This is a genomic window from Peptoclostridium acidaminophilum DSM 3953, assembly GCF_000597865.1.
GTDB classification, from domain to species: domain Bacteria; phylum Bacillota; class Clostridia; order Peptostreptococcales; family Peptostreptococcaceae; genus Peptoclostridium_A; species Peptoclostridium_A acidaminophilum.
This window is the reverse complement of the sequence record NZ_CP007452.1, coordinates 293,187-312,614: the sequence shown is the minus strand read 5'-3', so window position 1 is coordinate 312,614 and position 19,428 is coordinate 293,187. Positions and strand designations below refer to the sequence as shown.

The window sequence follows — 19,428 nt, the reverse complement described above, 5'->3', positions numbered from 1 at the left end:
TCTGCTGCTCTATTTTCACCGCTGTTATTCATAGTCATCACCATTCTCTTCAAGGTATTCAAACACCATGCGCCCTACCTTTTCCCTGTTTTCGTCTATCATTTCCGACAAAGAGCTGTCGATCCTGAAGGTTCCATCCTTGTCTGTGAGCACAAACCCTCCTATATGCTCACTCGAGAGCTCGAGGAATTCAATCTTGCTGCTCTCGCAGCCTCTTCTTTCGAACAGCTCCCTTATGTCCGCTCCAAACAGCTCCCTGTCCTTTGCGGTAAGCTCGAGCATTAGCGTCCTGCCTGAGCATTCCCTTTCTGCTATGCCTGCAAGCGCCTTCGTCAGCTTGTTGAGGAAAAACTCTCTGTAACCCTCACCTCCGGCGAACTCCGCGCCTCTTGCGTAGAGGCGCTGCATCAGCATGTCTACAAAGCCGCTCAGCTTGAGCAGCACCATCCTTCTGCCCTCCATGGTCTCCTGGGAAATTATCTCCTGTTTTTTGAGATCTCCCCGTTCAACCATGTCCTCTATTATCCGGTCAGCCTCGCCTTGAAGTCTTTCCCTGCTTTGCGAAAGTATCCTTTCATTTTCTGCCTTCAGCTTCTCCACGCGGGCGTCCGATTCTTCCTTGACCTTGTCGTATACCATGCTCTTGAAAAGTTCGAGCTTGTCCTCGAATGTTACCATGCTAATCACCCCAATGCTATATCTTTATCCCTATAGAGTCCCTTATATAGCTAGTTATATAGTCAGGCGGCTTTATGCTGCCCTTCCTCGAAGGTATTTCGACTATGAGCGGACGCTTTGCGCTTAACTTTACGGCGCTTATCCTCTCCGGAATCTTCTTAGACGCTGTCTCTGTGATTATAAGTATGCCTATCCCTTCATCGGCCACTGCCATGTCCACAGCCTTTAATATCTCGGAGCGCTCCCTGGCCATGACTCCGTCTATGCCTGCAATCCGCATGGCCAGGAGAGTGTCGCTGTCGTCGCTTATTACAAAAGATCTCATAAAATCCCTCCAGATCCGCCGCTATATCCTTCCGAGTATAAGTATTGATATTATAAGCCCGTATATTGCTATCCCTTCGGCAAGGCCTACGAATATCAGAGTTTTTCCAAGTATGCTCTGATCCTCAGATACGGCTCCAAGCGCCGAAGAGCCGACTGCGCCCACCGCGTAACCGGCGCCTATTGTGGCAAGCCCCGTACAAAGGGCTGCAGCTATGAAGCCAAGCCCCGATGCGCTAGTTGCAGTTCCCTCTGTGGCGGCAAATGCGATATCAGGAACCATCATGCCAACGGCCGTAAGCATGAAGGCAGAGCACGCTCCTATGCTGGCTTTGAGCACCATTCCCGCCCGCTTGCCAAGTCTGTTTGATTTGCTCAGTTCCAGGTAGATTCCGCTTGCTATGGTTGCAAATACTATCATGCTGTTGATTATAAGAATAGCCTTCATATGTCATCCCTCCAGTTTTTTTTATGGCTTATACAAGCCTATTCGGCGCTCATCTTGACAGGGTCAAACTCCCTGCCCTCGCCCTTGAAATACTTGCTGAAAAGCTCGTAGTATTCGAGCCGCAGGCCCTGAATGAATACTATCAGCCCTTCCAGCGCTATTATCACTATGTTGCCTATTATTATCATAATGGCGCTTCCAGCCGGACTGCCCATAAGGCTCGCCATAGTAAGAAATGCCATGAAAAGCCCCGCATGGTTAAGCGCGAAAGCTCCGACCCTTATGAACGATATGGTGTTGCTCGCCATGCTCATTAGAGTCTCGAATATGTCAAAGCCGCTTTCAATATAGTACTGCGACGGACTCTCGTGGTAGAGAGGCCTTTTTTTCATTATTATGTTGGAAAGTGGCTCCCGCACAACCATAAGCGCTATGAGTACCACCGCCATTGCCACACCTACAGTAACATTCAATATGTCTGCGCTTGTAAGCACCTGGTATATCATGACGAGCAGGACAATATAGAATATTAGGCCCGTAACCCCGTTCCTTCCAAACAAGCCATCCTTCATGTTCCTTTGCTTTATGGAGTTGACTATGTTGTATCCAAAGCTCATTACGAGCAGTATCACTCCGAAAACCACAGATGATACTAGAACGAAATTTATGTTTTCGATTGGCCTCACAAGCAGCGCCGGCAGAACATGCTCGAAGCCGAAAATACTGCCATACATAAATCCGAATACTGCCGAGCTTGCTCCAATCCTTGTAAGTATGGAGCCGTATGCCTTGAACTTTTCGACTTTCAGCGCCAGGTATAGACCTGTGAAAAACAGCACAGCTCCCTGCCCCACGTCTCCGAACATCGCCCCAAAAAGCAGCATGTAGGTGATTCCCAGAAATGTTGTAGGGTCAAGCTCGTCGTAAGACGGCACACCGTACATCTTGACCAGGTTTTCAAAGGGCTTTATAAACCAGTTGTTCCGAAGCTTAGTAGGCGGCCGCGTAAGCGACTGTGATTGAGCCTTGCTGCCCCTGCTCCAAACGACCACGACCCTCTCATCCGCCTTTTCAAGGCTCTCAAGCACAAGTGCCTTGTCGTTTCTTGGCACCCAGCCCGTCAGGAAGAAGAAGTTTTCGGTGAAGGCCATCTTGCGCTTCATCCTTTCAATCTGCTTTTGGACAAGCAGCATGTTGTAGGCCTTGAGCAGCTCCTCTCCGTACTCCTCCCTGAATCCCTCGAGCTCCGCCTTAAGGCTTCCAATCTCGCCTTCAAGCATGGCTATAGTCTCGTCTATTGCGGCTATCGCCTGCCCGGGATTCCCCTTTATCTCCGGCGGGATTTGTATGTCGTGAAAGTTTAGTGATTTTAGTACCTTGTCGGTATCCTCCTCAATCTCATCAGGGTACACGGCAAGATATACCTCCTCCTTCTCGCTCGAGCCTATGTGAAATATGGCGGCAGTTATGCTGTCGTAGCTTTCCTTGAGCTTGAGCCTCTTTTCCTTTGAGAGAGTTCCTATCCTGAAGTCGAAGTATTTCATCTGCTCGAGCTCTTCTATCGTCACATCCAGGGCTCCCGTATACTTGATGCTGTCCTTGAATTCAAGCAGTGCCGCAAGGCGATACTCCTTGTCGACAACCTCTTTGTGCAGCGGCTCGATTTTCGAGTAGAGCCATTCCAGCTCCTGCCTGCATCTTTTGTATGTGCATTCGCTTGTTATAAGCTTCTTGTCCACATGGAATTCAATCCCGAAATATCCCTTGATTATGGTCATCTTTTTTTCCAGCTCGGCAAAATCCTCAAATTCAGAGTAGGGCCTTATGTCACATTCCATTTCGCCCTCGCCCTCTTCAAGCATGCACAGTGTCGGGCTGCCTTCGCCCGCTTTTTTTATCGAGCTTTCTATGTGGACCTTCTCAAGGAGCACAACGGACCTTAGCACCTCCTCTATATTGTCTGTGGGGCCTGCCACAGTCATAAGCTCCATTCTTTCAACGGCCATCCGCTTTCACCCCCTTATATCCTTCTTATGAGGTATTTCCTGGCATCATTATATTCCAGCCCGTACCCAACAGCTTCAGTGATTGAAATGATATCCCTCATCTCGAACTCTATCCTGTGGTAGTACTCTATTATCTGAGTTATATTCATGCTTCCACTCGTCTGGTAGTTGTCGTAGAGCGCCTGTGACATGGCTCTTTCCATGAAAATGTCGCTTATGCCCCTCTCGAGCAAAGGCCAGTAGTGGGTACTTCTCATTTCCGTCATGAAATTCTCGGGCGTCTCGCTGAAGCATATCCTCTTGAGCGTCTTCCCCTTGAGATAGTACCCAAACGGCAGCGCGTAGTTGAATATCTCAACGCCCGTGAGCTTGTAAAAGGCCAGGGCCCTGTATATGAAGTGTATGTTTTGAAGGTCGACGTTTGTGCCCACCTGCATAAGCATCAGCTCCCTATCCTCCGGATCGAGCTTTTCTATGTGCTTGAAGAGGAGCTTGAAGTAGGCGTTGTCCATGTTCATCTCCATGTGGAACTGCCTTTTTTCCATGTCCTCCTGGGTAAGCGTCTTGAGCGGCCTGTAGAATATCGTGCCCTTTAGCTGCTCCACAAAATCCTCTATTGATCTGGCCTTTACAAGCTCCTCTCTGTTAATGCCCGTGAAGCTCTCCTTGTGGAGGAAGCGCTCTGCTATCTGCCCCGGATCCTCGCCGCGGCTTATAGACCTTAGTATCAGCTTGAGATCCTCCACCTCGTATCTGACCATCGCGAGCGCCCTGAAGACATGCTTGCTCTCGCCTGTGAGAAAATGGAGTATCTTGTCATAGTCGTCGATTATTGCCTTCCTGAGGCAAAACTCGAAGTCCTGCCTGTTGTAGCTGTCCGGGTCTATGTCCTTGAGTACCTGGCTGTAGCCGGTATGTTCCTTGAGATACCTTACTATTTCTACCTCGTTTTCCATTGCCAGCATGTTCCTGTAGTCCTCGTCCTTTAGCAGCCTCGATTTGAGCGCCCGGACCTTTGCATTTACTGCAGCATATTTTTGAACGCTCGACATCTAAACATCCCCTTTTAGAAATATCTCGAAGAAAAGCTCTTTTTCCATGCCGTCCTTTCTCTTTTGAAACTTCTCGTCCAGCTCCCCGAGCCTGACCTCGTAGGCTCTTCTAATCTTCTCGGCCTCCTGCTCGGCCTCTTCTATGAGGCGCTGCATGCTAGCTCTTCCCTCCTGCCTTGCCGCTTCAATTATCTGCGTCTCCATAGCGGCGAGTTCTTTTTTTATTGTTATATCGTTATCTTCAGCAAGCTTTCTGGTCTTTTCATCCAGAGCCCTGCTTAGCAAGTCTATGTCAAGTATGCGCCTTAGTATCTCTATATCCTCCATTCCAATCCCCCCAATCGGCAATGTTTTCACTTATTGAATATTGTTACCCCCAACAAAAGATTATAAACTTGACGAAATCCATCTGAAAATCCGAAGCTTTATAACTTTTATCCACATTCAAAAATTCAATCAAAAATTAAAAATGGGCAAAAATCGACTTATAAATTCATGCGGTCTTTGTATGAATAAAATGCTTCATTTTCCTCACTTCTGGCGCCAAATGAGGCCTCCCGTCATTGTATTGCAAAAATACGTTTTCTGGAATCCGTGGATTAAATTCTGTGGATAATGTGGATAGTTCTGTGCATAACTCATATTTCAACTATTCGCCTGTGGGCAGTTTTGTTAGGAACGTGTTAAGAATATTTTGGGTCTTGACAGGATTTTTGTGTCGAATTATGGTTTTTGTCTGAATCTTGCAGGAAAAGAGTCGTGAAGGTGTGGAGGGGGTGAAAAACAAAAAAAGTGAAAGGGATGCCGGTTGGCTTCGCTTTCACTTTCTTATATGCTTGCTGTTCTTATTTTTTGTTGTCTATGAAGACTCCCTGGGCGTGGTTGTATTTGGAGGCGTAGCCTTTTGATATTTTGCTGGCTGCGCTTTTTTGCGCCTGGAGTTGTTTCATGTCTTCTTTGACCTTCTCGAGTTTTTCGCTGACTTCGCTTTTGTTTTCCTCGTCGAGTTCCTGAAGTTTCCGTGTCATTTCCATTACAGACTGCACTTTCTGCTGGAGTGTTTCAAGCTGAGGGTACTTTTGTATGTCTGCATATTCGAGCGAAGCTATCCCCATGCTTGTCTTGACGTCTATGTAGAGCTTGTAGAATTCAGAATCTATCTGGTCTATTTCATCCATGGCGAGCTGCCTTTTTTTCATCTCGTTCATGAATGAGTCTATACTTTCGCTCTTTATGAAGCTTTTTTGCTCTAGTGTCATCCAGTAGAGCCTTTCCATGAGCGCGGCTTTCTTGTCCAGGAGCTCTATTAGTCTTGCCATTATGCTTTCTATGCTCATATGGTTACCTCGAGTTCATTCTTGCGAGTTTCATTGCTTCTTTCCATGTGTCTCTCATGTCTGTTACAAGGCCTTTCACTTCTTCAAGGGCTTCCTTGTCTTTCTTTATGTTGGCGTCTATTAGCCTTGTATGCATATAGTCGTAAAGCGGCCTTAGGCCCTTTGAAACCTCGTAGTCCATATTGAGCGTTATGTTGAGCTCTCTTACTATGTTCTGAGCCTTTATTATGTTTGTATTTGTCATTTCTATGTTCTTGTCCTCTATGCCTATGGCTGCCCTGTTTATGAATTTTATGCAGCCGTCGTAGAGCATAAGCGTAAGTTCTTCAGGAGTCGCTGTGAAAACCGACTGTTCCTGATATTTAGCGTACGGATTTGCCATTGCCATAAAATACACCCCTTATCATGTTAACATCCTGACCTGGCCCTATGTAAACGTTCATAAGTTCGTGTCAGGCACCGTTATTGTCCGCCCCCTAGCTGCTGTGACAGCCAGGTGCTTTGTGAATTCATCTGCTGCATTGCCTTTTCGAGTGCGGTGAAGCGCTTCCAGTATCTGTCCTCGACGTTCGAGAGTCTGTCGTTTTCTGTGTCTATTCTTTTGGCTATGCTTAGAAGGTCTTCGTCTATCAGGCTCTTTGAGCCCTTCACTACGAATTCTATCATTATGTTGGACTGGACTTTCCTGTAGAGAGTGGCGTTGTCGCCCGCTCCCGCCTTGTCTATTACGTCCTTCATGCCTTCTACCATGTTGTCGTATATCCTGTTGACTATCCCCGTTTCGCTCTTCTTTGTCTCCTCATCGGACGAGCTTGAGGTCTTGAATAGCAGTTCCATCACGCCGTCAGGATCCTGCATTATCTTTTCCCTTAGCTTTGTCTCGTCTATCTCCAGCTTGCCCTTGTCTGTGTAGGAGCCTGTGGTTATGCCTATCTCAAACATTGAAGAGAATGCGCCCGATACGCCTTCGACTTTTTCGTAGAGGCTTGATCTTATCGTCTGGAGAGTCCTTTGGAGGGTCGAGTCGTTTCTTAGAAGACCTGACTTGGCCTTCTCCTCCCAGAGCTTTCTGGTGTCCTCGTCCATTGCTTCCTTCTGCTCGTCGGTGAGAGGCTGGTAATCCCTGTATTTCTTCTCGCCGAGCTTTGTGTTCACGCTGTCTACTAGTGTGTTGTATGAATCCACGAAAGCTTTGACCTTTTCTATTATACCGTCTATGTTTGTGTCAACCTTTATGGTGTTTGTGACTCCCGGCTGAGCCGCCTTGAGGTCTATAGTGATGCCGTTGATTGTGAACTGGTTTGAGGAGTATTTTATTCCTTCTGCCCCGTCAAAGTTTATCTCGGCGTCCTGACCAACATACAATTCACTATTTAAATCCAAATCCGTAGCAAACTTGCTAGCTGGGCCTGTGAAAAGTCCGCCACCATCGTCTGTTATTTTTATCTGCGCGTTGCTTCCCATTGCTGTTGTGGACAGGAAGAGCCTGTTTGATGTCTCGTCGAATGTTGCCTTTATGCCCAAGGCGTTGCCGTCTGCGTCCTTGAGTGCATTAATTTTGCCAACCAATGTAGCAATTGTGTCTGTGGATACGTATGAAATCGCCTCCGCTGCTCCATCAAAAGTCAATGTACCGTCTGCGATTCCAAGCTCCGAAAGCTCAGTAGTCGAAGTGACATCGGTAAGAGCGCCCCCTAATTCCACATTCCTTGCCACAATATCCTTAATACTTGCCTTGTTTACCCCCGTTGCAAGCTGCTTTACCTCAATGTTGTGCGTGCCCGATACTGCCGAAGTGGTGGCTGTTGCAGTGAATGTGCTTTCATTTGAGGACGATGCGCTTTTCACCCATGTTAAACTGCTATAAGACGTTGTGAATGTTGATCCTGTGGATGTCGTGCTTGTAAGTCCTAGCGCCTTTTTCGAATCCAGTATGAAGTTTGCGAAGCTCTTGTTCATATCGTTGTAGGCTTCCTGAACCCATGTCTTTGTCTGCTTGTTTTGCTGGAGTTTGTCCACCTTGGCCCTCTCGGCCTTCATGAGCTCCTTTACCATGCTTTCTGTGTCTAGTCCCGATGCAATTCCGCCGAACCTTATTGTCGACATTTTATCACCCCTATATTGATTCTAGCCCCTCTTGTCTACGAAAAGACCCGCCTTTTCCATCATATCCGCCACCATGTCGAGTATCTTTTCTGAAGGTATTTCTTTGACTACTTCGTTGGTTTCATTGTCCATTATCTTTATGAGTATCTGCTTTGTCTTTTCATGCACTGAAAATTTTATGCTTGTGTTATGGCCGGCAAGCTCGGGATTGGCTTTTTCTATTGCCTCTATGAGCTTTCTTTCCCCAGGAAATGCCGCCTGCTCCTCCTTGCCGAGAGCCTGCTTTACCATGTCAGTTTTTTCAGAAGACATCTTTTCGGAATACGATATCTCACTTCTTTGAGATAGGGTATTCGAGCTTACAACAGAGCTATCAATTTTCATATGTATTCACCGTCCTTATATATTGTTTCCTCTAAGGTATGTTATCGGTTTAGTGCCAGAAAAGTTTAGAGCCAATGCCTGAAATTTTCAAAAAGCCAAGGGAACGGTTCTCATGACATTCCCCATCCACAAGAACCGTCCCCTTGGCTTCCGCAAGAGCCTTACATAAATTCTTTATCCCCCAAAACCTGTTGTATTATCTACTTGAAGTAACTCTCCACAAAATCCGGCACAGATTCCTCGTCGAAGGTTGCGTAGAACGAATCGCCGCCGCTTGTGTATATCCCTATAATATAAGGATGGCCGGGCTCATAGCTGTCGCTGAGATTGTCAAGGCACACTGCTATCTGCTGCTTGTCTCTGCTTTCGAATCTCTTTATCGATTTGTTGTCCTTAATTTCATTTTCCTCTATGCTGTAGGCGTCCTCGTGAGTTCTCTTTTCCACAACTATGTGGCTCACATCCTCAGGCACAAGCACGGCCCTGCTGAGATATCCCTTCTGCTCGAGCCAGCGCCTTGTGTTTTCAAATCCCTTGTTGTACATGAAGTCTATGCTCTTGTTGTTCGAGAGCAGAAGGCTCACGCTTGATGAGCAGCCCCTCGTGTTTTCGAGTTCCTCGAACGACGCCTCTTTTATGTCCTTGTTTGCAAGCTCTATGAACTCTTTTATCTCCGAATTGTCCACAATCGAAATCCCGTTTCCGCTTTTCTGGGTTGGCCTTAGTGTTATCTTGTCCACATATTCGGGAGCGACTGTGAGTATCCTGTAGTTGGCCCTTTTATATTCCACGGACTCGTATACTGGCTTTAAAAACTCGCTGTACTCGTCAAGCTTTACGTTGTAATTCCTTACAAGTCTCTTTCCGCCTTCAAGCTCGTAGACTATTCCTATACTTGCATAACCCGTGCCCGAACCCCAACTGCCCAGATATTTCTTATCACCCGCCATCTTCCTGTGCATGGCTATTACATTTTTTATGTTGTCCTCGCTTGTATAGAAGGGCGCCTCCTCGTAGCCATTGATGTAGTTGTATATCCCGTATCCGAAATACACACGGTCCACTTCGCCGGCCTGAGGGATTCTTTTTTCAAAACCCGTGATATCCAGCTTCATTCCCCCAAATATCAGCACCGCTGCAGCCGCAAAGCCTGCATACCCGGCAAGAGTTCTTGCATCCATTATTACGAGCGACCTTTTGAGCATCATCTGGACTATTAGATATCCTATGACAGAGCCCGCAACGTAGCCGAATATCATCCAGCCCATGCTGTTTCCCGTCTGTCCGAAGAAGAATCCTCCAAGCAGCATTGAACAGAATGTAACTCCATACCTGAATACCGGCTCGAACACATCGAAAGCCACAGCCCTCGAATACGACTCCGTGCTTCTCGCCCTGTACAGCAGCCCGGCTATCGCTGCCATGACTGTGGACGCTGCAACGTAAGCCCCTATCTCCACGGGCTTCATTGTGAACCTCGAGCCCAGCTCGGCCATCCTCGCAAGCGGAGAGAAGTACATTACCTTCTCTGTAAGATAGTACTCCTCGCTGAAGCCGTGCATGAACGGCTTTATGTTGAATACAAGTAGCGCGCTAAGGCCCACGGGAAGTAAAAGGTATATGTAAGTGAGAGCCCAATGCATCACCGAAATGCCCGTGGTCATCCCCACAAGCACGCTCGCAAGAAAGAGCGTCATGTTGAAGAGCACGCTTATGTACATCCAGTTGAGCACAGCGTTGAAAGTGAAGTACTCCTGCAAGCCTATGTAGCTTCTAAGCGCTATGCATATAACTCCCGTAGCAACCACCGGAAGCAAGCATAGCAACGCCCCGACTGCCAGCTTCGAGTTGAATATGGCGTCCCTTCCTAATGGCAGCGAGTGATACATGTCGGCGCTCCTTCTTGACTGCATGTACCTGAAAAGGAACACCCCGGCGAGCACCGGCACTACAGCCATGAGCATCACATCAAAGCCTCCGAACCTGAAAATATCTTCAAACGGATTGTAGGTCCCCTGCTCTTCCAGGTAGCCAGCCTTCATTATCAGCTGTATCGGCATTGCAAAGGAAAGCATTACGAAATATCCTATGAACGCCCAGGCGAACCTTTTCATGTCGTTTAAGAATACGGCCCTGCTAAATAAAGACGTCTTTAATCGCATATCCTATATCCCCCATTTCGTATATGAATATCTCTTCGAGAGTCAGCGGCAAGATGTCAAGTATCACCGGCTGAAGCTCCTTGAATTTCGAAATCACTTCGGCCTTTCTGCCCCTTACTATGAGCATGCTGACACTGCCGCGCTCCTCCCGGTATAGCACGTCCATGCCTTCATACAGCCTCGGCTCCGGCATGTCCCTGAAAGCCACCTGTATCTTGTGAACGTCTGACTTGAAATCGTCTATGTCCTTTTGAACTACCATCTCGCCCCTATGAAGTATGCCGATAGAGTCGCATATATCCTCGAGCTCCCGCAGGTTGTGGGAGGATATTACTACGCTCATGTCCCTCTGGGCCACGTCCTGTATAAGAAGGTTCTTGACCCTCTGCCTGACCACGGGATCCAGGCCGTCTAGCGGCTCGTCGAGCACGAGAAGGTCAGGCATTACAGAAAGCGCCAGCCAGAACGCCACCTGCCTTTGCATTCCCTTAGAAAGCGACTCCACCTTCTTTCCCGTGTCTATCTGGAACACTTCCCTCAGCTTCTCGTATCGCTCGTCGCTGAAGCTTTCGTATATACCCCTGTAGAACTCCGCCATGCCGTCTATAGTGTGCTGGGGCAGGAAATACGGATTGTCAGGTATGAAAATCACCCTTTGCTTTAGGCCCTCGTTTTCGAAAACCTCCTGGGCGTCTATCTCCAATCTGCCCTTGTCCTGTCTGTATATCCCCGAGAGTATTTTAAGGAGCGTAGTCTTGCCAGCTCCGTTTGAGCCTATAAGGCCGTATATGCTTCCCCGCCTGACATCAAGGTTGACACTGCTGAGAGCCAGCACGTCATGGTATGCTTTTGAAATGCCTTGCGCCCTAATCATCGCCTTCACCCCTTTTCCCAGTATCCCCGACATTTTCTATAAGCTCTATAAGCTCCCCCTTGTCGGTTCCCATGAATATAAGCTCCGACACTATCTTTTCCAGCTCCGCCTTAAGCTCGTTCATCTTCTCAATATTCACCCCACTTTTCGATTCGCTCACAAAGCTCCCCTTGCCCGGAATCGAGTATATGTACCCCTGCCGCTCAAGCTCCCTGTAAGCCTTTTGTATTGTGTTCGGATTTATTGTCAGTTCCTTCGCCAACGTCCTCACTGCAGGCAGCTGCTCGTTTTCCCTGAGCATATCGCTTATTATAAGCTGCTTTAGCTTCTCCACAAGCTGCTCGTATATCGGGACGCGGCTTCTCAAATCAAGCTCAAACATTTATTCACTCCTTTCGCATCAACTGTATTATTATGATTAGTACAGTTATTACAGTTAGTATATCCCCCAGCTCCATTTTTGTAAAGCCCCTTACAAGGAATATTTCCAGACAAAAAATAAAAAGAGCACAACAGCCATTTTCAGCCATAAGTGCTCACTACAGTATATTACCATATTCAGTTATTCTGCTTTCCTCGTCAAGCGCCCTGCTCTGCCATGCTGCTAAGTTTTTTGTTTACGGCTTCGCGCTCCTCTGGCGTGATGTCCTCTACCGCGGCCTGCTCCGCCAGCCATTTCATATCCCTAAGCTTGTCCTCGATGAGATCCAGCACGCTCTGCCTGTACTTGACCCGCTGCAACTCCTGTTCCAGCTCTTCCCTTAATTCTTCTTTTTCAATCATTGCTAGACCCTTATGTCGATGTGTCTGCCACAGTTGGGATCCACAGCCACAGTCTCCATCATATCTGTCACTTGGGCTGCAGTTTCCTTTCCTGTATCCATTGCCATCTTCATTACCGCGATACCCGCATCCTGCTGCACCTTTAACTGGTTCATAACTATTGACAGTGCTGCTATGTCCATATGCTTGCCGTTACCAAAAATCTATAAAAATCTAAAGAAAATTCAAAAATCTAAGATTTTTGTTTGCTTCCTGCTTCACAGTGTCCCATTTTGCCGAAGCTACTCTGGTTTGATGTAACACTCCACAGGCTTTGCCATGCTTTCGCATAGTGGGTTATAACGAATCCCCAATTTGGATAATCTTGAATGTGATTATGCCAAACCATATCCTGCAAGGTTATAAGCCGCATTCTTGTCCCTGTCGCATGTGAAACCGCATTCGCACTTATAGGTTCTATCCGAAAGCTTGAGGTCTTTCTTGATATTTCCGCAATGCGAGCATTTCTTGCTTGAGGGGTAGAACCTCGGCACTTGAACAAACTCTATGCCTAAAGCTTCGCATTTGTACTTCATCTGAGCTATGAAAGCCGCAAAGCCCTGCTGCATTATCGCTTTAGATAAGTGCTTGTTCTTCATCATGCCTGAAACATTGAGGTCTTCCATGACAACTCTATATGGCTTGGTTTTCACCATGGCTAATGTTGTCTGATGTATATGGTTGAGCCGTATGTTTGCAAGCCTTCCGTGAAGCTTTTTTATCTTCTTTTCGATTTTTGCAATGTTCTTAGTTTTTCGGTAACTCCTCCCTTTACGATTATTTTCATACTTGCGCGAACATTGTCTTTGATATCGCTTAAGTCTTTTCTCAAGCTTTCTAACTCTTGCGGTCTTATTTATGTTATTAGCGTCCAATTCGTCTACATTGGTAATCGCAAGCTGTTTGATGCCAAGGTCTATGCCAAGCGATACCTCTGTAAGTTCAGGCTTTTCCTGCTCTATTTCTATTCCTACTGCGAGCACCCAACATCTACCGTTATAGCTGACTCTTGGGTTTGAGAATTTCTGAACTTGCGTCAGGTCTATGCCATAGTCGTGCCTACATCTGACCTTGCCTATTTTTTCAAGATTGACCATGCTTTCTTTGAAATACAGTTTGTCATATCTTGAGTAGAACCCTGTCCTTGATCGCTTCCTGCTTTTGAATCTTGGAAAGCCGCCGCCATTGAAGAATCCCTTATACGCTTTTTCTAAGTCTCTTATGGATTCTTTGAGCGTTGCATTGGATATCTCATACAGCCATGAAAACTCATCTGTCTGCTTTAACTGAGTCAGCTCTTTGCCAAGGTCAGCAACGGACAGCATTTTGCCGCTTGCCCTGTACTCGTCAGAGCGTCTTGATAGTGCCCAGTTATAAACAAATCTCATACTACCTATGTGCTGCCACATTAGGTGCTCTTGGTCTGGCGTTGGGTAGAGCCTTATCTTTAGCCCTTTTATCATGACCACCACCTCCTAGCTATATTATAACATTTTGTCCATGGACTTGCAAGGACTGTAGCTGCATGCTATAATTTGAATGAGGTGACTAAAATGGCTAATAAAGACCTGAAAACAAGAACACCAATATCAAATGCAGTTGATACAAAACTATTGAATGAGTTGAAAGCATACGCGCAAGACACAGGTATTCCAATATCTAAGCTACTGGACAAAGCCATACAGCTACTATTAGAATCTGTTAGAAAATAACAGATTCTTTTATCTTTTTATAGATTTTTATTAACTGTTAGCCACCTCCCATATTATCTTCATTGAATCTATTGTATCACGTTATCCTTTCTAAAATTCATCACTGTTTCTTCCGTTAAGTTCTCATGTTCGTGTCGGGCTCGACTAATGCTAAAAAAATTTCAATATAGCCTTTACGAAGTCATCGAAATCATTCAAATTATTCTCTATAACTTTTTCAAGTATTTCCAAATTCAGTTTTTGGTAATTATGTACTGCTATATTCCTGAACCCTATCATGCTTTTTATTTTCTTCAATATGACTTCATCGATTATTCCGTTTTCAGCCAGGGCTTCAAATGCATCTCTGCTGTTTTGAGGTATTCCCAACTTTTTTTCCGAAATAACATGCATAGCCATATCTATAATAGCCTCAATTGCTCTTTGTATGTTGAGGATTATTGAGTCCTGTTTCGTATAATCCTTTAGATTTTCTGGATTGCCATCGTAGACCTCATTGATTCTAGAAACGCATCGCTCGACTATGCTCATCTTATTGTACAAGACATCCTTATTCATATACTTTCCCGTCCCTTTCAATAGCATCCAAAATGACTTTTCTCTCCTCGTTCAGCTTTGCATAATCCTTGAAAATCCTTATTTCATAATTTGCCCTCACAAAATCGTCCCGGCAATATAAAACCTGTCCATTACCTACAATCTGGGCCGCAAAGACTGCGCTTGCAGATTTCAAATCTATTATCTGTACATCCTTTCCTAAATCGAAAGAAAGCTCGTTGCCCAGGACAAATAATTCATATGACCCTATATATTCTCCAACATATACGGCCAAATCTATATCGCTATCTTCCCTTGCTTCTCCTCTGGCATAAGAACCAAAGATATATATGAATTCCGGATGCAGCTTTTCAATTAAAAATTCGATTATCTTTTTTTTATATTCCAAAGATAAGTACAAACAACCACATCCTTTCGTTTGATCCACAGATTTTTTATTTTCATGCCTTAATATAACTATTTTCATTATATCACAGCCGGCGGATTTCATGAAATTCGTATAGCGGGACTATTATTCTCGAAATGTAGTTTTAGAGAATAGTTGCCTAACTAAAAAGGAGAATCAATCCGAAGACTGATTCTCCATAAGTTCGTAAGCTCGAATAAGTTGTTAACTTGGGTCGAGTAAACAGGTCCCTCTCATTAGCTCTGTGTCTTTTGATTGCAGGCCTGCTCCTCACAGAACCGTGCTTGCGCTACTAACGCACACGGCTCCTCATATTATCATTCACATTATGTAGCTTATATGGCTTCTGAGTTCATATATACTTACATATATTCTCGGTGCAGGTAGTGGGAATTTCTTAAGGAATAGTGCGTACTTGTACCAGTTGAAGCTGTCCTTTTGGCTTCTCCTATTGAGTCTTTTGTACAAAAGTCTTCTCACTTCGTCCTTGAAGTTTCTAATCGCTCTTGTATTATCAGTTACGCCGTAATATCTGTAATATCCAACGAGTTTTGTCCATAGCCTTTTCATTAGCTCAACAGCATTCATGTGCATGTTATTTCTGAGCCATTGTTTGAAATTTTGCAGACTTGCTCTGAATTTACGCTTACTGGTCCTTCTCTTAACACGGAAACGTTTATCACTGCTTAATCCACAGTAATGTGTAAATCCTAAGAAATCAAACGTTTCCGGCTTTGCTTTCCCAGATTTATACACTCCTTTTGAGCATTCTCTCCAAACTTAATTATCTTGGTCTTATCCTTTGATATTTCAAGACTGAATTTCCTCAGTCTTTCTACAAGAGCTTCATAAAATACTACTGCTTCCGCTTCATATTCAAAGCAGCATACAAAATCATCCGCATACCTGACCATATATGCCTGCCCTTTACATCTTTTCCTCACTATCTTTTCAAACCACAAGTCCAGCACGTAGTGCAAATATATGTTTGCAAGTATTGGGGATATAACTCCCCCTTGCGGAGTTCCCTCTGTAGTAGGACTAAGTTCTTCATTCTCCATTACCCCTGCTTTCATAAATCTGTTTACCAGTCTTATGGTTTTAGGGTCTGCAATTCTATGTTTCAGAAATGCGATCATCCAATCATGATTTACATTGTCGAAAAAGCCCTTTATATCCGCATCCACTACATAGTTTACATTCCTTCGCTCGATAATCCTATTAAGAACCTTCAGAGCGTCATGACATCCTCTTTGAGGTCTGAAACCAAATGAACTGTCAAGAAAATCCTGTTCATATATGGCATTCAATATGTCAGCCAATACAGATTGCACCAATTTGTCTTCATATGAAGGTATTCCCAAAGGTCTTTTCTTATCTGACCCTGCTTTTGGAATATACTTGCGCAGGGTTGGCTTTGGTCTGTATGAATTTGTCTTCATCCTGCCAATAAGAGTTCTTATGTTTTCCCTTAGATTTTCTTCATATTCATCCTTTGTCACTTGGTCGACTCCAGGCGATTTCCTTTGTTTCATTCTTTCATGCGCCTGCACGAGTGATTCTTCATTTATGAGGTGTACCAGCGATGTAAACTTCTCATCTGGCCGTTCTTTTGCTACTTCTGCTATTCTCTCAAGTTCCGTTCTCATTATTTGTCTCTCCTCTGAGTGAGTGTAATGTTTCCCTTTTCAAGATTGATAATATGTTACAGCCTTCCCTCCTTAGGAATTACCCTAATTCACAGGTACTATGCTGTAATCCGACTCCCTGAAAACCTTTTGGACTCCTCACTTTGTATCGCTTGTTATCCATACTTTCTACATTTAAGAAAGAGCTTTCAGGGTCTCCCGAGTTGCCGTAACATAACAATGTTTAGCATGCCGAGGTCTCCGACCCCGAGGAAGCTCTGCTATTCTCACCAAAGCGATTAGCAGAGTGTTGCTTTCTGTACAGACAACTACATCAGCCTTCCTAATTCGAATTTCGTGGCTCAATCCCTTCAGCTATCGCTTTCGGCCTGCTAACTCGTTTGCCTACGCTTAAAGGAGACAGTTGCCTGTCTCCCTCCAAGGCTAACTAATAGTTGTTGGTTAAACTTTACTATGCTGGATTCACACCCGCTTTATGTTACGACCTTGCTCGGCCGCACTGCCTGGCTCCGGCTATTCTTTTGAATTTGGAGGTGTCACGCAAGAATTGCTCATAGATAATCCAAAAGCGCTAGTTATCGAAAACATAGAAGGTAAAGAGCCACGTTATAACCTTGATGCTCTAAGAATGGCTACTCATTTGGGGGTGGAATTAAATGCCTGTGCGCCCTACAGGGCAAGGACAAAAGGCAAAATAGAGAGACCTTTCAACTACATAGAAGAGCAATTTATCAAAGGAAATTCATTCCCCTCGATGGAGGTGCTGAATGCAGCAGGAAAGAAATTTGTTGATGAGTGGTGCAACCAAAAGCATGGAACTACAAAAAGAGTGCCGTCAGAAGCATTCCAGGAGGAATCACTATCACTACTGGCATTGCCAAAAAAACACTTCTACAAATCTGAATCAAAACCAAGGAAAGTCAGTATAGATTCACTAATCAGTGTTGATAGCAATAAGTATAGCGTACCCGTAAAATTTGTGGACAAGACAGTGCGAATTCGAGTTTTATACGGTTACCGCTTGAAAGTTTATGATTTAAAGAACAACTGCATTGTCACCCGGGAATTAGACAGAGGCCGCAACAAGACACGCAAGGAAGACTTGCATTACGATGGAGTTGCTGTGAAAACGCCAAAATCAATACCGGAGATAAAGAGAAAATTTACAGAGACCTTCGTGCGAGGCAGCGAATATTTTGAAAAATGCGGCAATACTGTTCAGCAGCCCAGCTATCATGCACGCCAGTTTCTTAAGCTTCAAGAGCTTTACTCAGTCGAATGCTTGGATTTGATTCTAGGGCACTGCATTGACAATGGTATTTATGAAATTGACGGAATAAAAGAAACCCTAAAAGCCAAGGCTTTGGATATTTTGGTTGGAAGCTTGGGCGATGTTGCAACAGCAGCAACTGAGGCGAATCCAGATTTGATAAGAGACTTGTCGTACTATAAGGCGGGTGGTCAATTTTGAGTGTGAATTCTGTAATTAACGAAGAAGATCAGTACATATACAAAACACTGAAAAGATTCAAATTAGTAGACATCCGGGATAATTACAAAGATTTGATCGAGGAAGCCAGCGAAGAAAAACTGGATTATAGGCAATTTTTAATTAAATTGCTCCAATACGAAGATAAGGGAAAGAAGGAGCGTACTCTGGAAAGACTCATAAAGGGAGCCGGATTCAAATGTGAGAATACCATTGAGAATTATGATTTTGCATTCCATTCCTACCGTCATAAAGGAAAAATAATGGAGCTAGCCAGCTTAGATTTTCTGAAGCGCAGTGAAAACATCATCTTGATTGGACCACCTGGAGTCGGGAAAAGTCATGTGGCCACAGCTATTGGGATAAAAGCCTGTGAGGCTGGGAAAAGAGTCCTGTGCGTGAATGCCAATGAATTTATCGACGAGCTTTCTAATCAGGCTTATCAAGGAAGTCTAAAAAAGTTTCTGAAGAAGCTTTCCAGAATAGACCTTATACTTCTGGATGAGTTGGGATATCTGAAAATGGACAAAGAAAAAGAGAGCCTGTTTTTTCAATTTATCCGCCACAGATACGAGAAAAACGCTCTCATTATAACAACCAATTTACCGTTAGAACGCTGGGGAGAAATATTTACCAGCCAGCTTGCAGCTACTGCAATCCTTGATAGGCTGGTACATCACTCTCACATAGTCAGTATAACAGGCGAGAGTTATCGTGTAAAGGGGAAGCCAAGGGAGGCAAGAAATAATGAGCCAAGATCATAACTATGATAATTACGTAGAAATATACAACAAGCAAGGGCGCCAGGCTGCACAGGAGTATGTAATCAACGAATGCGGCCTTGATTATCCAGCCTTTCAAAGAAAAATGAGAAACGAATCAATGTATACATTCAATAGAAGCACAAAAAAATTTGGACTAAAATCCGAGGAGACTCATTTCATGAGCCTAGAAGAGTTATGTGGAGCAAAACCCTCCACTTCAAAAGTTGAAAATCAAGCACTATCAAGGAATAGTGAGTTTGATAATCTTATTATCGAATTAATACGTGATAGGATTACTGAGCTACACAGATTCATTCGACTTGATAAAAGTTCAAATCAGATATTTGTTTATAGCAAGGCAATAAAAGATAACGGGTACTCTCTATCTGTTTTATAAGAGTACAAATACTGATTCTAAAGACAACTATGAGGGCAAAAAAGCTGCCCTCATAGTTGAAAATACATCTTATTGGTGGTCAATTTTAAACGTTAATGTGCTTAAAAAGTGGTCAATTTTACTTGATAATCTATATCAGGCTCCAGCTATTTCTTAGTTATTCAAGATTAAGTTAATCGTAATTAACTTAATCTTGAATAACTACTTCATTTTACAGCCTGTCGCCATATGGGGTTAGACAGCAAAAAAAGAACCAGTAT

Annotated in this window: 24 protein-coding genes; 4 read left to right on the top strand and 20 right to left on the bottom strand. The window is 44.6% G+C overall.

The annotated features are described in order from the left end of the window. Positions 1–24: 24 nt before the first annotated feature. The 16 genes from EAL2_RS01715 to EAL2_RS01640 form a co-directional block, all read right to left on the bottom strand. Entirely contained in the window at positions 25–678 is a 654-nt protein-coding gene (locus tag EAL2_RS01715; protein ID WP_025434695.1) for a V-type ATP synthase subunit E, read from the bottom strand. Positions 679–694: 16 nt separating this feature from the next. Beyond that, complete coding sequence (locus EAL2_RS01710) at positions 695–1,003, bottom strand: V-type ATP synthase subunit F (protein WP_025434694.1); 309 nt, start codon at positions 1,001–1,003, stop codon at positions 695–697. A gap of 21 nt (positions 1,004–1,024) precedes the next feature. Beyond that, a complete protein-coding gene (locus EAL2_RS01705; protein ID WP_025434693.1) occupies positions 1,025–1,450 on the bottom strand; it encodes an ATP synthase subunit C in 426 nt (141 codons plus the stop codon). A gap of 38 nt (positions 1,451–1,488) precedes the next feature. After that, entirely contained in the window at positions 1,489–3,456 is a 1,968-nt protein-coding gene (locus EAL2_RS01700) for a V-type ATP synthase subunit I (RefSeq protein WP_025434692.1), read from the bottom strand. A gap of 14 nt (positions 3,457–3,470) precedes the next feature. Further along, positions 3,471–4,508 (bottom strand): V-type ATPase subunit, encoded by a 1,038-nt coding sequence (locus tag EAL2_RS01695; RefSeq protein WP_025434691.1) that lies wholly within the window; start codon positions 4,506–4,508, stop codon positions 3,471–3,473. Next, positions 4,509–4,835, bottom strand: coding sequence for a hypothetical protein (locus tag EAL2_RS01690; RefSeq protein WP_025434690.1), 327 nt, complete (start codon positions 4,833–4,835; stop codon positions 4,509–4,511). A gap of 518 nt (positions 4,836–5,353) precedes the next feature. After that, entirely contained in the window at positions 5,354–5,845 is a 492-nt protein-coding gene (gene flgN / locus EAL2_RS01685; RefSeq protein WP_025434689.1) for a flagellar export chaperone FlgN, read from the bottom strand. Positions 5,846–5,849: 4 nt separating this feature from the next. Beyond that, the gene (gene fliS, locus EAL2_RS01680) at positions 5,850–6,233 is read right to left on the bottom strand and encodes a flagellar export chaperone FliS (protein ID WP_025434688.1); all 384 of its coding nucleotides are present in this window, start codon (positions 6,231–6,233) and stop codon (positions 5,850–5,852) included. 74 nt (positions 6,234–6,307) lie between these two features. Continuing rightward, entirely contained in the window at positions 6,308–7,951 is a 1,644-nt protein-coding gene (gene fliD, locus EAL2_RS01675; RefSeq protein WP_025434687.1) for a flagellar filament capping protein FliD, read from the bottom strand. A gap of 21 nt (positions 7,952–7,972) precedes the next feature. Continuing rightward, positions 7,973–8,335 carry a flagellar protein FlaG gene (locus EAL2_RS01670; RefSeq protein WP_025434686.1) on the bottom strand — a complete coding sequence of 121 codons (363 nt, stop codon included), beginning with the start codon at positions 8,333–8,335 and terminating at the stop codon, positions 7,973–7,975. 200 nt (positions 8,336–8,535) lie between these two features. Continuing rightward, entirely contained in the window at positions 8,536–10,449 is a 1,914-nt protein-coding gene (locus EAL2_RS01665; RefSeq protein WP_207641142.1) for a DUF6449 domain-containing protein, read from the bottom strand. A gap of 22 nt (positions 10,450–10,471) precedes the next feature. Then, positions 10,472–11,371, bottom strand: a complete 900-nt coding sequence (locus EAL2_RS01660) for an ABC transporter ATP-binding protein (RefSeq protein ID WP_025434684.1) — start codon at positions 11,369–11,371, stop codon at positions 10,472–10,474. Further along, positions 11,364–11,753, bottom strand: coding sequence for a GntR family transcriptional regulator (locus EAL2_RS01655; RefSeq protein ID WP_025434683.1), 390 nt, complete (start codon positions 11,751–11,753; stop codon positions 11,364–11,366). The genes EAL2_RS01660 and EAL2_RS01655 overlap by 8 nt, the downstream gene beginning before the upstream one ends. A 197-nt stretch (positions 11,754–11,950) precedes the next feature. After that, positions 11,951–12,154 (bottom strand): hypothetical protein, encoded by a 204-nt coding sequence (locus EAL2_RS01650; protein ID WP_025434682.1) that lies wholly within the window; start codon positions 12,152–12,154, stop codon positions 11,951–11,953. A gap of 2 nt (positions 12,155–12,156) precedes the next feature. Next, positions 12,157–12,336 carry a YjfB family protein gene (locus tag EAL2_RS01645; RefSeq protein WP_025434681.1) on the bottom strand — a complete coding sequence of 60 codons (180 nt, stop codon included), beginning with the start codon at positions 12,334–12,336 and terminating at the stop codon, positions 12,157–12,159. 192 nt (positions 12,337–12,528) lie between these two features. Then, a complete protein-coding gene (locus EAL2_RS01640) occupies positions 12,529–13,656 on the bottom strand; it encodes an RNA-guided endonuclease InsQ/TnpB family protein (protein ID WP_025434680.1) in 1,128 nt (375 codons plus the stop codon). Between the two features lie 90 nt (positions 13,657–13,746). On the opposite strand from EAL2_RS01640, the gene EAL2_RS15095 reads away from it, so the two are divergent. After that, positions 13,747–13,905: a ribbon-helix-helix domain-containing protein gene (locus EAL2_RS15095; protein WP_084480878.1), complete on the top strand. Its 159-nt coding sequence runs from the start codon at positions 13,747–13,749 to the stop codon at positions 13,903–13,905. Between the two features lie 150 nt (positions 13,906–14,055). Here EAL2_RS15095 and hepT read toward each other — a convergent pair whose 3' ends face one another. The 4 genes from hepT to ltrA form a co-directional block, all read right to left on the bottom strand. Continuing rightward, positions 14,056–14,436, bottom strand: coding sequence for a type VII toxin-antitoxin system HepT family RNase toxin (gene hepT / locus EAL2_RS01635; RefSeq protein ID WP_330375775.1), 381 nt, complete (start codon positions 14,434–14,436; stop codon positions 14,056–14,058). A 19-nt stretch (positions 14,437–14,455) separates the two neighbouring features. Beyond that, on the bottom strand, positions 14,456–14,929 hold the full coding sequence (gene mntA, locus EAL2_RS01630) for a type VII toxin-antitoxin system MntA family adenylyltransferase antitoxin (RefSeq protein ID WP_242842476.1): 474 nt from the start codon (positions 14,927–14,929) through the stop codon (positions 14,456–14,458). Between the two features lie 261 nt (positions 14,930–15,190). Continuing rightward, positions 15,191–15,439 carry a hypothetical protein gene (locus EAL2_RS15660; RefSeq protein ID WP_242842475.1) on the bottom strand — a complete coding sequence of 83 codons (249 nt, stop codon included), beginning with the start codon at positions 15,437–15,439 and terminating at the stop codon, positions 15,191–15,193. Positions 15,440–15,579: 140 nt separating this feature from the next. Further along, entirely contained in the window at positions 15,580–16,518 is a 939-nt protein-coding gene (gene ltrA, locus EAL2_RS01625; RefSeq protein ID WP_242842474.1) for a group II intron reverse transcriptase/maturase, read from the bottom strand. Positions 16,519–17,065: 547 nt separating this feature from the next. On the opposite strand from ltrA, the gene EAL2_RS14685 reads away from it, so the two are divergent. From EAL2_RS14685 to EAL2_RS01610, 3 genes are read left to right on the top strand one after another with little or no spacing between them, the layout of a single operon-like run. Then, positions 17,066–17,989 (top strand): Mu transposase domain-containing protein, encoded by a 924-nt coding sequence (locus EAL2_RS14685; RefSeq protein WP_025434677.1) that lies wholly within the window; start codon positions 17,066–17,068, stop codon positions 17,987–17,989. Positions 17,990–17,991: 2 nt separating this feature from the next. After that, positions 17,992–18,771: an IS21-like element helper ATPase IstB gene (gene istB, locus EAL2_RS01615; protein WP_070810857.1), complete on the top strand. Its 780-nt coding sequence runs from the start codon at positions 17,992–17,994 to the stop codon at positions 18,769–18,771. Continuing rightward, positions 18,755–19,168, top strand: coding sequence for a hypothetical protein (locus EAL2_RS01610; protein ID WP_025434675.1), 414 nt, complete (start codon positions 18,755–18,757; stop codon positions 19,166–19,168). Before istB ends, EAL2_RS01610 begins: the two co-directional genes overlap by 17 nt. Positions 19,169–19,428: the final 260 nt, after the last annotated feature.

What these genes read in the sequence shown, in the direction of transcription:
- mntA (WP_242842476.1), bottom strand. Translation starts at nt 14,929, where the DNA reads ATGAAAATAGTTATATTAAGGCATGAAAATAAAAAATCTGTGGATCAA.
- EAL2_RS01700 (WP_025434692.1), bottom strand. Translation starts at nt 3,456, where the DNA reads ATGGCCGTTGAAAGAATGGAGCTTATGACTGTGGCAGGCCCCACAGAC.
- EAL2_RS01610 (WP_025434675.1), top strand. Translation starts at nt 18,755, where the DNA reads ATGAGCCAAGATCATAACTATGATAATTACGTAGAAATATACAACAAG.
- EAL2_RS01695 (WP_025434691.1), bottom strand. Translation starts at nt 4,508, where the DNA reads ATGTCGAGCGTTCAAAAATATGCTGCAGTAAATGCAAAGGTCCGGGCG.
- EAL2_RS01660 (WP_025434684.1), bottom strand. Translation starts at nt 11,371, where the DNA reads ATGATTAGGGCGCAAGGCATTTCAAAAGCATACCATGACGTGCTGGCT.
- EAL2_RS15660 (WP_242842475.1), bottom strand. Translation starts at nt 15,439, where the DNA reads ATGAAAAGGCTATGGACAAAACTCGTTGGATATTACAGATATTACGGC.
- EAL2_RS01655 (WP_025434683.1), bottom strand. Translation starts at nt 11,753, where the DNA reads ATGTTTGAGCTTGATTTGAGAAGCCGCGTCCCGATATACGAGCAGCTT.
- EAL2_RS01645 (WP_025434681.1), bottom strand. Translation starts at nt 12,336, where the DNA reads ATGGACATAGCAGCACTGTCAATAGTTATGAACCAGTTAAAGGTGCAG.
- fliS (WP_025434688.1), bottom strand. Translation starts at nt 6,233, where the DNA reads ATGGCAATGGCAAATCCGTACGCTAAATATCAGGAACAGTCGGTTTTC.
- EAL2_RS15095 (WP_084480878.1), top strand. Translation starts at nt 13,747, where the DNA reads ATGGCTAATAAAGACCTGAAAACAAGAACACCAATATCAAATGCAGTT.
- EAL2_RS01650 (WP_025434682.1), bottom strand. Translation starts at nt 12,154, where the DNA reads ATGATTGAAAAAGAAGAATTAAGGGAAGAGCTGGAACAGGAGTTGCAG.
- ltrA (WP_242842474.1), bottom strand. Translation starts at nt 16,518, where the DNA reads ATGAGAACGGAACTTGAGAGAATAGCAGAAGTAGCAAAAGAACGGCCA.
- EAL2_RS01640 (WP_025434680.1), bottom strand. Translation starts at nt 13,656, where the DNA reads ATGATAAAAGGGCTAAAGATAAGGCTCTACCCAACGCCAGACCAAGAG.
- flgN (WP_025434689.1), bottom strand. Translation starts at nt 5,845, where the DNA reads ATGAGCATAGAAAGCATAATGGCAAGACTAATAGAGCTCCTGGACAAG.
- EAL2_RS01670 (WP_025434686.1), bottom strand. Translation starts at nt 8,335, where the DNA reads ATGAAAATTGATAGCTCTGTTGTAAGCTCGAATACCCTATCTCAAAGA.
- EAL2_RS01715 (WP_025434695.1), bottom strand. Translation starts at nt 678, where the DNA reads ATGGTAACATTCGAGGACAAGCTCGAACTTTTCAAGAGCATGGTATAC.
- EAL2_RS01710 (WP_025434694.1), bottom strand. Translation starts at nt 1,003, where the DNA reads ATGAGATCTTTTGTAATAAGCGACGACAGCGACACTCTCCTGGCCATG.
- fliD (WP_025434687.1), bottom strand. Translation starts at nt 7,951, where the DNA reads ATGTCGACAATAAGGTTCGGCGGAATTGCATCGGGACTAGACACAGAA.
- hepT (WP_330375775.1), bottom strand. Translation starts at nt 14,436, where the DNA reads ATGAGCATAGTCGAGCGATGCGTTTCTAGAATCAATGAGGTCTACGAT.
- EAL2_RS01690 (WP_025434690.1), bottom strand. Translation starts at nt 4,835, where the DNA reads ATGGAGGATATAGAGATACTAAGGCGCATACTTGACATAGACTTGCTA.
- EAL2_RS01705 (WP_025434693.1), bottom strand. Translation starts at nt 1,450, where the DNA reads ATGAAGGCTATTCTTATAATCAACAGCATGATAGTATTTGCAACCATA.
- EAL2_RS01665 (WP_207641142.1), bottom strand. Translation starts at nt 10,449, where the DNA reads ATGAAAAGGTTCGCCTGGGCGTTCATAGGATATTTCGTAATGCTTTCC.